Origin of the sequence: Vibrio harveyi NBRC 15634 = ATCC 14126 = KCTC 12724 (genome assembly GCF_001591145.1) — a bacterium.
Taxonomy (GTDB): Bacteria; Pseudomonadota; Gammaproteobacteria; order Enterobacterales; family Vibrionaceae; genus Vibrio; species Vibrio harveyi.
In genome coordinates this window covers 18273-27991 of the sequence record NZ_BCUF01000056.1, presented here as the reverse complement: position 1 = coordinate 27991, position 9719 = coordinate 18273, and the positions used below count along the sequence as shown (strand labels likewise).

The following is a 9719-nucleotide window of genomic DNA, read 5'->3' as shown; positions in this document are numbered from 1 at the left end:
AATCAATGACAACGCTCTGAATCCTGCATCTTGAAGTCACTTGGGTATGAAGTCGATTATCTCAATTCAATATTCAATCGTTTGCACCTTTGTGCTGGCGAAACTTTAGGTTCAATACAATTCGTGTGATCGCTGCTCTAGCACACGGGCATGTTGGCGTATCAGCTAAACTCTTGTCTTAGCCAAGACCTCAGTAAATGAAAGGCTTCCTGTTTGAGTTTGTGTGGTGGGCAAACAAAGTAAAACTGCTGGTATGGGTTGACCACAGGCTCGCCCAATTCCACCAATTGCCCGTATTTGATGTCATCTTTGACAAATAGACGATGGGTTACCAATAACCCCAAACGTCTTGTCGTTGCTTGCACCGCTTGAATGGACATATTGAAGGTCATTGGCTTTTTATTGGTAGGTCGCAGTAATCCTGTCTCTTCTTCCCAAACTTGCCAGTCATGCTTTCGGCGATCGTTAGTGACTTCAATGATGGGGTAAGTTGATAGCAGTTGCTGAATGTCTCGGTTATCAGGCTGCTCTAATAATTCGGGACTGCACACCAACACTAACTCATCCTCACTCAGCTTTTCACAATAGTAATCTTGCCACTCTTGAGGACTGCCATGCACGACCGCAGCGTCAATCCCCTCTTGCTCTAAGCTAAACAATCCCACCAAATTAGACAGACGAACATCCAACTGAGGGGCGTAATCTTGCAAGCTCGACATGCGAGGGATCCACCAATGCAAAGCAAGTGAGTTAACCATATTGAGCGTAATACGCTTGGAGTTTTGATCGTGAATCAAGGCTTCAGTGGCATCGACGATTTGCTCCAACGCAGGCGCCACTTTGCGATAATACTTTTTACCATCATTGTTGAGTCTGACTTGGCGACCAATGCGATCAAACAAAGGTTTATTGACCTGACCTTCTAACGATTTGATGGCTTGGCTCACCGCAGAGTGGCTCACAGAGAGTAGGTGGGCGGCTTCTGTCATGCTGCCTGTCTCCGCTACAGCGACAAATGCGTAGATGGATTTTAGTGGGACTAATTTGCGCATACTGCTTCGGCTCTCTCTATGAACTGTATTTTATTTAACTTGTAAGTTTTACTTACATTAGCGTTTAAAAATACTCGCTATTTATCACTAACGCCTTTTCCTAAAATACTCCGTGAATTAAGGAGTATCCAATGAAAGAAGAAAATAAACCCGTCATCTTTATGTTGATGTCGACATTAAGCTTATCTGTTACAGGGCTGTTAGCAAAGCAGCTCAGTGATGATTTATCCGTGACCATGTTCAGTTTTTTACGCTTCTTTACTCCAGCTCTCATTTTATTGGTCATGCTGCGCTTTAAGAATCTGACTTTACCTACTGCAGGTACTATTAAACCAATTGTTCTGCGTGCTCTTTTCATCGCAATGTGTCAGTTGTGTTTCATTGCTTCTTTGCAAACGCTCACCTTGGTTGAAGGGGTTGTACTGTTCGCAACTGGACCGCTGTTTATGCCCATCGTCGAGAAGCTGTTTATGTGTGGTCAGATTCGAATGTCGACTATCGTAGCGCTCGTTATGGCGTTTTCAGGTGTGATTTTATTGGCGGGTGCGGATGGCGAGTTTACATGGCGTATCGATTTGCTCTTGGGGTTAGCTGGTGGGCTGTTTAACTCGGGTTCTCAATTGACGCTCTACAAAGCAAGTAAGAGTGGTCTATCACCACTAGAAATCAATTTTTGGACCTTCGGCACAGCGGCACTGCTTATCTTGCCACTCGTGTTCGTGAATGATGCGAGTATGTTGGTTAATTCCCTATCGATAAGCACTTTTGAAACGCCCAATACTGCACTCGTATTTTTGATGTCGTTACTCATTATTAATACGCAAGTATTCCGTTCCAAAGCGTACCAGCTTGCAAGCAGTGGTTCGCAGCTTGCACCGCTGATATTCACCAATCTGTTGTTTACCGCAGTATGGCAATGGACCTTCTTTGACGACCAAATGAGTCATAGCCAAGTTGCAGGAGTGAGTTTGATTGTGTTAGCGACGGTATTGAATACCTGTTGGGTTAGGTTCTCGGCACGCCGCGTACATGTACTGCGAGCTAAAACACCTTAAGGGGAGGTTTAGCCTAGCAAGCTGTGACAAATGAAGTGTAAACGTCAGTGCCTGTTTGATTTTTAATCAGAATGAGCTAGCGTCAAGAAAGATGCAGGGAGAGAAAACATGCTGACTTTAAACTATCACGTCGAGATTGCCGCGACACCTCAGCGCGTATGGAGCGTGCTGACCGATGTCGAACTATACAAACGATGGGCACAAGCCTTTTCGCCTCAGTCTCAATTTGATGGCGCATGGGAAGAAGGTTGTGACATGACCTTTTTTGACCCAGACATGGGCGGAACGAGAGCGATAATTGACACGGTACAGCCGCTACAAAAACTGGAGTTTCATCATGTTGCCATTTTTAACCCAGATAATCGGCAGCAATTGGATGGAGACTTAGCGTCAAAGTGGATCGGATCGCGAGAGATCTATCAGATCGATACGTTGGAGGACCGCTTATTGCTGAGTATAACTATTCACACTCACAGTGATTTTGTGTCGATGTTCAACCACGGCTGGGAGAAGGCTCTGCCTTTGATCAAAACTATCAGCGAAGAATAGGGTGAGGTTGCAAGCTAAGATTGGGCTGACGACAGGTGACTTGTGGGTATACAATAGCCGCCAATTTGCGCACCAAGAGAGTTGATGATGGAATTTAAGGTTGATACCCACACGCATACGTACGCCAGTGGTCACGCATACAGTACGTTGATTGAAAACGCGAAATCGGCAAAAGAGAACGGGCTTGATATGTTCTGTACGACCGATCACGCTGAATCAATGCCGGGTGCGCCTCATTACTGGTTTTTCTCTAACCAGAAAATTCTGCCTCGTTTTCTTGAGGGGGTTGCGATCATTCGTGGCGTTGAATCTAACATCATGAACACTCAAGGTGACATCGACATTCCCGACAGCGTTGATCGAAATTTGGATTGGGTGATTGCCAGTTTTCATGAGCCAGTATTCCGCCCTGCAGATAGTGCCACGCACACGGAAGCGTTGTTGAATATCATCAAAAATGGTCGTGTTGATGCGTTGGGTCACTTAGGTAACCCGAACTTTGACTTTGATTTTGAAGCTGTGCTGAAGTGCGCTAAAGAGCACAATGTAGCGATTGAAATTAACAACACCACTCTGAAGGGCAATAGCCGCGTCGGTAGTGTAGACCGCTGCCATGAGATTGCACAAATCGGCAAAGAATTGGGTGTATTTTTCACTACCGGCAGCGATGCACACTTCTGCCATGATGTGGGTAATCTGAGTTTAGTCGGCGAGTTAATGGACAGAGTGGGTATCGACAGCAGCAAAGTTATTACTCACTCAGCACAACAATTCTTAGCCTTCTTAGAGTTGCGCGGTCGTAAGCCAATCGCAGAGTATGACGAGATTCGCAACGCATAAACTTGATTACACTTTTGGTTATGCAAGTGTTAAGGGATTGCTTTACACTGCTCGCATTAAAAAGCCGACTCAGAATTCGGCATTCAATGGAGAAGTGAAGATGTTACGTCCTTTAATACTGGGGTGTGTGATTGCGTTAGGCTCAACTTATGCAATGGCAGAAGCCGTCGATTTAAAACAAAACATGAAGCAGATGAAGATGGAATTCAAACAGGCGGCGGAAGCGTCTGATGTTGAAACCATGAAATCTGCGATTGATAGCTTGCAAGCGATCGTCGAACAATCTAAGCGTGGTAATTACCCACCAGAGAAGTTTGATATCTACCTAGAAGGCTTTAACAAGTTGACGGTAACGCTAGATAAGATTGAAGCTGATCTCGATGCGGGCAAGCTACAAGAAGCGAAAGATCAATTACGTGAAATCGATAGTCTACGCGAAGAGTACCACGATAAGCGTAACCCAAGTATTTGGAGCAAGCTGTTTAGCTAACCGTTTATCCAACTTGAAAAGATGACCATCAGCCTGCCACTTCGGCGGGCTTTTTTGTGCCTGTCAATCACAGTATTCAAGAAAACCTGTGAGGTAGCAGCCACTTATGAATCCTCTTTTTGAGCTAGCACTCAGAATTGGTTACGCTATGTGAAATTTGTTAAGTCACCGTTATGCGTAGATTAATTCCTTTTTATCGCTCCATGTTATTTGCTAGTGCTCTAAGTTGGGCACTAGTGACACTGATGCCTGTTATCAATGCTCATGGTAACAGCATGGGGGTGTGGGCGACGCTATGTACACTGAACGGTTTTGAGTTGGTGCAGATAGAAGAGGGCGACAACTCCGTCAGCCACAAAGGTAAGCCTTGTCCGTTCAGCCACTTCTCGACTTTTCATCACGATACACTTCCAACGACACCTATACTCTCAAGATTGAGCTTGGTCGTTTCTGACAGCTACACTTATTTGGCTCTAAGTGTGCGATTTGAAACGCCAGTTCCTCGTGCTCCCCCAATTTCCTTTTTCTCATAACAAAAACAATTACAAGTAAATAAAGCCAACAACACTGCCATTCGAGCAGTGGTACTCCCGAATCTAAGTCAAATGACGTCACATACCGATGAGTATGTTCAGGATGCGTTTGACTGAATTTGGGTGTTCACAATGAAAAAAGGAAAATACACATGTTGAGAAACTCGGCAAAGCCTCAACTCAAGGAAGCTTCACGCGAAAAGTCCATCTATTTTATGACGTGGCGATGGCACTTCTACGCAGGTTTATTCGTTATTCCATTTATGTTGATGCTCTCCCTTACGGGGTTAGTGATGCTGTTTGATGATGAAATCGAACTGGCTCGATATGAGGCAACGTTGCACGTTATACCGCAAGAGCAAACCGTTCCTGTCTCTAGACAGTTAGACGCGGTAAAGCAGGCGTATCCCGATTTTAATATCACCCAATTTGTGCCTGCAAAAACATCTGATATCGCCAACCGATTCTCGATTCAAAATCAAGAAGGCAGCTCATTGATTGTTGCTGTGAACCCATACTCCGGAGAAGTACAAGGGACGATTAACCGTGGTGATAGCATCTATGAACTGATGAATAACGTCCATGGCACTTTGCTTATTGGTGATTTGGGTGATCGGTTAATAGAAATCGCCGCCAGTTTAGGCATTTTACTGTTGGTGTCTGGTTTGTACCTGTGGTTACCAAGAGACAACGCAAGCCGTGCTGGCTTTTTGAAAATTCGTTTTGGCAGTGGAACTCGTATTTTGATGCGAGATCTGCATGCGAATTTAGGCGGTGTGCTATCAATTGTTCTGTTGTTCTTTTTGATTTCAGGTCTGTCTTGGGCTGGGATATGGGGCGCGAAAATGGTGCAAGCTTGGAATACCTTCCCAACCTATTACACATGGGGTGAGAAACCAGAGTCGACACTGACACACAAAGACCTGAATCATGGTGCATCAGAAGAGATGCCATGGAACTTAGAGCTTGCTGCTGTGCCACAGTCGAAAGATAAACCAGCCCATGATCACGCCAACATGAAGGAAGAATCGGCTTATGCAGGCAGTCATGATGTACTATCTATTGATGATATCGTCCACAAGGCAGAAATGATGGGTTTTACTGGCTATAAGCTATTTTTTCCACTCTCTGAGACAGGTGTTTACACCGTGGCTGCTAACTCAATGGGCGGTGATATTTCCGATCCAAGACAAGATCGCACCAGTCACTTTGACCAATATTCCGGTCGCTTGCTGGTGGACGTTACATGGCAAGATTACAGTTTGTTTGCCAAGTTCATGGCGGCAGGCGTGTCGTTGCACCAAGGTGATGTGAGTGTATTGAACAAAGTGCTCAACGTGGTGTTCTGTCTGGCGTTCATTTTAATCTCAATCACAGGGGTTGTGATGTGGTGGATTCGTCGACCAAGTCGCAGTGCTGCATTAGGGGCGCCACCTAAATTTCAACAAGACGGCATTTGGAAGCTTGGTTTAGTAACGTTGGTAGTATTGTGTTTGGCGTTTCCGATGGGCGGTTTGGCAATTGTTACCGTTCTCGCACTGGATTGGCTGTTGTTCAACCGCGTCGAGAAGCTGAAAACGGCGTTGAACTAGCAAGAGACGAGTGAAATAGTAAAAGAGCCAGCGAATTACTGGCTCTTTTTATTTCTGATAAATCTCCAGCGGCAAGCCATCTGGATCTTGGAAGAAGGTAAATGCTTTGCCTGTGAACTCGTCAATGCGAATCGGCTCAACTTCAACGTCATTCGATTCGAGGTAGGCTTTTACTTGATCAACATCATCAACCAAAAACGCGAGATGTCTCAACCCTTGTGCTTCGGGAAAGCTTGGTCTATTCGGTGCGCCCGGAAAGCTAAACAGCTCAACTTGGCTTCCATCAGGTAGAGCAAGGTCGAGCTTGTAAGAGTCTCTAGCTTCACGATAATTTTCAGCAATGACCTTTAGCCCCAAGACTTGGGTGTAAAAGTGTTTTGATGTTGGGTAATCACTGCAAATGATGGCGACGTGGTGAATGGCATTAAACATGGTTAGTCTCTTCAAACATGGTTAGCCTCTCCGGAGACTAAGTGCTCCTTAACGAAGTCGATAAACACGCGCAGGCGAGCAGGCATGTATTTGGTTTGTGCATACTGCATCGCGATAGCGCCGTGGTAGTTACTTTTGATCATCCAATCAGACAGAACCTCTACCACTTCTCCTCGTTCTAACGCGTCTTTAATCACGAAGTCGTGGAAGATTCCAATTCCCAAGCCAGACTTAACCCCGTTCAAGCGCATTTGAGAGTGGTTAACGGCGTAGCGTCCACTCACGGCAATAGAGTGGAAAGCTTCTTCTTTAAAGAAAGACCAGATGTTGTCTTTGTCGTTTTCAGCAAGATAAATACAATCGTGCTGCTCAAGTTCAGTCGGATGCTCTGGCATACCGTGTTTGGCAAGGTAATCTGGAGAGGCACACAAAACAAGATTGGTCTTGCTGATCTCTTTGAGTACCAGATTCTCATCGGGTTTGTCGGTGAGCTTAAATGCTACGTCGATACCTTGGCGAAAAAGATCAATCTCACCATCAGCAGCACGTAGCTTGAGCTGAATGTTTGGGTAGCGATCTAGGAATGGCAACACAAATGGTTGAAGCACCGAGTTAAGAAATGCTTCGGGTGCAGCCACTGTGAGTGCACCCGTGGGCTCGGCATGATCTTCCGCCGATAATTCAACCGCTTGCTGCGCCGCATTCACCATGGCGATGCTTTGGTCGTAAACCTTTTGCCCGGCTTGAGTGATGATCAACTTGCGAGTCGTTCGCTCGAACAGTTTCACTGAGAGGGCTTGTTCTAACCGTGTGATCAACTTACTTAAAGCCGATGGCGTCACGCCAAGCTGTTTGGCTGCAGCGGTAAAACTACCCTCGTTTACCACTAAGATAAACGAAGCAAGATCAGGAAGTAGGGCAATGAGTTTTGGGTTAACCATATTTGTTCAGTTCTGCGCAGCGGAATAACGGTATTGTCTGGTACGGTTTTGTTCGGTTCAAGTGTCACCGTCTCGCTTTAGCGATATTTTGCTAAGAAGGTATTCAGGGCAGGCAAGCCAGATTCACCAATATAGTAGTGCTGCCAACAGTGATAAATAGCCGTTTCGTGGTCCGCAATCAACCCGATAGCTTCTCGCTCAGCGATTGAATACTGCTGTGAAGCTTTCACATCTTCATGCCACTCTCGATACTTGACCTCATAAGGTTCTACCCACTTCAGAAGAGTTGCCACCAACTCCAGCCATGGCAACTCTATCCACTTGGTTGCGTCTGCCAAGCCTTTATCAAGCATCTCTTGGTGTCGGCTTTCGATATCCATGCCATTTGCTAGTAATACAGGCTTGAGCTTTTCTGCGGTGAGCTCTTCTACTTCAATCAAGGTTTGCCACAGCGTTTGTTGTTCACCATGGGCGTAATGGTTCAAGTAGTGATTGAAAAAAGCGATGCCGTAGATTTCGCCATAGTAAGCAGCCAGTACGTTATGAATCATGCTGAGAATCGTGATTTAAACAGGGAATACCACATTGTAGGAGGGGAGTACACGAAGTGTAAATAGCTGATTAAGAGTAAAAATCGCTGCTGAAAAAATCGAACAGAACTTGTGAGAATTTTATGAGAATTCGATGAAGTTGCTGATAGATTTGTTCGTCATTCTTAGAGGCAAGAACGCAAAACGTTCGAAACGTAATGCTTAACCTACTCAAGTTACAAACAAAGAAGTAGAGCCGTAAACATGGGCTTGAGTAGTTCAACCCTCATTAAAGGATGGAATCACAATGAAAAAACGTACCCAACTCGGACTCGTCATGACTTCAGTCGCTATGGCACTAGGCTCTGCATCAGTGAATGCAGCGGAACTGGAAATCACCGTGACTAACGCGACAAAAGGCATTTACTTTACGCCACTGATTGTCGCAGCACATGGCTCTGATCTTAAGATGTTCAGAACCGGTGAAGCCGCTACCCCAGAGTTAGAAGCAATGGCGGAAGGTGGTGACATCTCGGGTCTTGCTAGTGTCATTGGTAATGCTGGTGGTGTTGTGGTTGAGAACCCGGCTGGTGGTATTTTGAATCCGGGTGTCGCGACTACCTTTACCATGAACAGTGGTGATCATGGATACTTGTCTCTTAGTGCGATGCTTCTGCCAACCAATGATGGTTTCGTGGGGCTAGATAGCTGGAAAATCCCAACGGAAGCTGGCACATACCGAGCAACGCTAAGAAGTTATGATGCAGGCACAGAAGCCAATGATGAACTTAAAGGTAGCATGCCAAATCCACCTTTCATTACCTTTGGTACAGGCGGCACCGGTGTTGAAGCGGCAGTGACTAATGACAAAGTTCACGTGCATCCGGGTAACCTTGGTGATAGCGATCCAACTGGCGGCATCAGTGACCTAGACAGCAGCAGCCATCGTTGGCTGAACCCAGTTGCAACCATCACAATTGTTGTGAAGTAAGGGGGATGTATGAAATACAGAATCTTACTCGTAGCAGCTTCAGTCGGCTTACTCGCCGGTTGTCCAAGCGATGATGATAATGATGTGGTGAAGTCATACCGTTACACGATTAACGTTGCAAACTTGACCGCGAATCAACCAATGTCGCCACTTGCGATTTTGGCTCACAACGACAAATACAAACTGTTTGAAATTGGCAAAAGCTCTTCTGTTGAGCTTGAGCATCTTGCAGAAGGGGGCAGCAATGCCGAGCTGTTAGCGCTAAAGGATTCCAATGACTATGTCTACCAAACGTTGTCAGGTAATGGTTTAGTGCTTCCAGGTTCAAGTGATTCCGTAACCTTTACAGTTGACCCACACAAAGCGGGCTACGTTTCAGTCGCTTCCATGTTTGTGAACACCAATGATGCGTTTGTTGGGGAAACGGGTCTATCGCTTAAATCATTGGCGGTGGGAGAAAGCTACGAAATGAGCATGAACGTTTGGGATTCCGGCACGGAATTGAACGATGAACTTGCAGCCACCATTCCGGGACCTGCAGGCGGTGGTGAAGGCTTTAATGCTGCTCGTAACGACACAAATGACGTAGTGGCGTTTCACGCGGGAGTGGTAAGTAAAGATGATGGTTTAGCCAATTCTGCGCTTTCTGCGAACCATCGCTTCCTGAATCCTGGTGCGAAACTCACTATCACCCGAGTCGAGTAATACAGGCTC

General features: G+C 45.8%; 12 protein-coding genes. 8 read left to right on the top strand and 4 right to left on the bottom strand.

The features are described 5' to 3' along the window. Positions 1-161: 161 nt before the first annotated feature. Positions 162-1052 (bottom strand): LysR substrate-binding domain-containing protein, encoded by an 891-nt coding sequence (locus VHA02S_RS21615; protein ID WP_005448703.1) that lies wholly within the window; start codon positions 1050-1052, stop codon positions 162-164. Positions 1053-1183: 131 nt separating this feature from the next. Between VHA02S_RS21615 and VHA02S_RS21610 the strand changes: the two genes are divergently transcribed. From VHA02S_RS21610 to VHA02S_RS21590, 6 genes are all read left to right on the top strand, one after another. Then, positions 1184-2107 (top strand): DMT family transporter, encoded by a 924-nt coding sequence (locus tag VHA02S_RS21610; RefSeq protein WP_038898813.1) that lies wholly within the window; start codon positions 1184-1186, stop codon positions 2105-2107. 108 nt (positions 2108-2215) lie between these two features. Further along, complete coding sequence (locus VHA02S_RS21605; protein ID WP_005448715.1) at positions 2216-2656, top strand: SRPBCC family protein; 441 nt, start codon at positions 2216-2218, stop codon at positions 2654-2656. Positions 2657-2743: 87 nt separating this feature from the next. Continuing rightward, positions 2744-3496, top strand: coding sequence for a phosphatase (locus tag VHA02S_RS21600; protein WP_026138185.1), 753 nt, complete (start codon positions 2744-2746; stop codon positions 3494-3496). A 100-nt stretch (positions 3497-3596) separates the two neighbouring features. Next, positions 3597-3986 (top strand): cytochrome b562, encoded by a 390-nt coding sequence (locus tag VHA02S_RS21595; protein WP_009697233.1) that lies wholly within the window; start codon positions 3597-3599, stop codon positions 3984-3986. Positions 3987-4159: 173 nt separating this feature from the next. Then, on the top strand, positions 4160-4519 hold the full coding sequence (locus tag VHA02S_RS25545) for a hypothetical protein (RefSeq protein WP_080585290.1): 360 nt from the start codon (positions 4160-4162) through the stop codon (positions 4517-4519). Positions 4520-4671: 152 nt separating this feature from the next. Continuing rightward, positions 4672-6111, top strand: a complete 1440-nt coding sequence (locus tag VHA02S_RS21590) for a PepSY-associated TM helix domain-containing protein (RefSeq protein WP_038898812.1) — start codon at positions 4672-4674, stop codon at positions 6109-6111. A 48-nt stretch (positions 6112-6159) separates the two neighbouring features. Here VHA02S_RS21590 and gloA2 read toward each other — a convergent pair whose 3' ends face one another. The 3 genes from gloA2 to VHA02S_RS21575 form a co-directional block, all read right to left on the bottom strand. Continuing rightward, the gene (gene gloA2, locus VHA02S_RS21585) at positions 6160-6543 is read right to left on the bottom strand and encodes an SMU1112c/YaeR family gloxylase I-like metalloprotein (protein ID WP_009697230.1); all 384 of its coding nucleotides are present in this window, start codon (positions 6541-6543) and stop codon (positions 6160-6162) included. A gap of 11 nt (positions 6544-6554) precedes the next feature. Beyond that, entirely contained in the window at positions 6555-7484 is a 930-nt protein-coding gene (locus tag VHA02S_RS21580) for a LysR family transcriptional regulator (protein ID WP_005448730.1), read from the bottom strand. Positions 7485-7561: 77 nt separating this feature from the next. After that, the gene (locus tag VHA02S_RS21575; protein WP_038898811.1) at positions 7562-8035 is read right to left on the bottom strand and encodes a hypothetical protein; all 474 of its coding nucleotides are present in this window, start codon (positions 8033-8035) and stop codon (positions 7562-7564) included. Positions 8036-8321: 286 nt separating this feature from the next. Here VHA02S_RS21575 and VHA02S_RS21570 point away from each other — a divergent pair, with 286 nt between their 5' ends. Next, positions 8322-9005, top strand: coding sequence for a spondin domain-containing protein (locus tag VHA02S_RS21570; protein ID WP_005448735.1), 684 nt, complete (start codon positions 8322-8324; stop codon positions 9003-9005). Positions 9006-9014: 9 nt separating this feature from the next. Further along, positions 9015-9710, top strand: coding sequence for a spondin domain-containing protein (locus tag VHA02S_RS21565; RefSeq protein ID WP_005448737.1), 696 nt, complete (start codon positions 9015-9017; stop codon positions 9708-9710). Positions 9711-9719 lie beyond the last annotated feature (9 nt).

Excerpts from the sequence above, each read along its gene's own strand:
- VHA02S_RS21615 (WP_005448703.1), bottom strand. The coding sequence starts at position 1,052 with ATGCGCAAATTAGTCCCACTAAAATCCATCTACGCATTTGTCGCTGTA.
- VHA02S_RS21610 (WP_038898813.1), top strand. The coding sequence starts at position 1,184 with ATGAAAGAAGAAAATAAACCCGTCATCTTTATGTTGATGTCGACATTA.
- VHA02S_RS21605 (WP_005448715.1), top strand. The coding sequence starts at position 2,216 with ATGCTGACTTTAAACTATCACGTCGAGATTGCCGCGACACCTCAGCGC.
- VHA02S_RS21600 (WP_026138185.1), top strand. The coding sequence starts at position 2,744 with ATGGAATTTAAGGTTGATACCCACACGCATACGTACGCCAGTGGTCAC.
- VHA02S_RS21595 (WP_009697233.1), top strand. The coding sequence starts at position 3,597 with ATGTTACGTCCTTTAATACTGGGGTGTGTGATTGCGTTAGGCTCAACT.
- VHA02S_RS25545 (WP_080585290.1), top strand. The coding sequence starts at position 4,160 with ATGCGTAGATTAATTCCTTTTTATCGCTCCATGTTATTTGCTAGTGCT.
- VHA02S_RS21590 (WP_038898812.1), top strand. The coding sequence starts at position 4,672 with ATGTTGAGAAACTCGGCAAAGCCTCAACTCAAGGAAGCTTCACGCGAA.
- gloA2 (WP_009697230.1), bottom strand. The coding sequence starts at position 6,543 with ATGTTTAATGCCATTCACCACGTCGCCATCATTTGCAGTGATTACCCA.
- VHA02S_RS21580 (WP_005448730.1), bottom strand. The coding sequence starts at position 7,484 with ATGGTTAACCCAAAACTCATTGCCCTACTTCCTGATCTTGCTTCGTTT.
- VHA02S_RS21575 (WP_038898811.1), bottom strand. The coding sequence starts at position 8,035 with ATGATTCATAACGTACTGGCTGCTTACTATGGCGAAATCTACGGCATC.
- VHA02S_RS21570 (WP_005448735.1), top strand. The coding sequence starts at position 8,322 with ATGAAAAAACGTACCCAACTCGGACTCGTCATGACTTCAGTCGCTATG.
- VHA02S_RS21565 (WP_005448737.1), top strand. The coding sequence starts at position 9,015 with ATGAAATACAGAATCTTACTCGTAGCAGCTTCAGTCGGCTTACTCGCC.